Genomic DNA, 323 nt, shown 5'->3' on the forward strand with positions numbered 1-323 from the left:
GGTTGTTATGGGCATATTGCTGATTTAAGACGTACCACAGTGGCACCTTTTTGTGAAGATGATCTCATTACATGGGAAGAACTAAAAGCGGTAGCGCTAGATAAAATTGCAATAAATGAAAATGACACTCCTTCTGAAAGAAATTTTACAAAACTTGATGAACTCTTAATTGAAACGGGCGCCGCACTGAAATGTCTCTCTCATTATACCCTTAGTGAAACACGAGCACAGTGAGTCATAGCGGGTAAGTCAATGCCCCTTTGTGGTCACAATGCACCTATTGATAAAGATGAGGCTTGCGTCCTCTACAAAGCCCAACTTGC

The 323-nt window shown here is 41.5% G+C and carries 1 pseudogene; it reads left to right on the plus strand.

The window, feature by feature from the left end:
- Positions 1-323 (plus strand): annotated as a pseudogene (gene truB / locus ACFIK8_RS10095) (tRNA pseudouridine(55) synthase TruB); the annotation flags it as partial.

Source organism: Bartonella sp. MR168JLCBS (assembly GCF_042194175.1).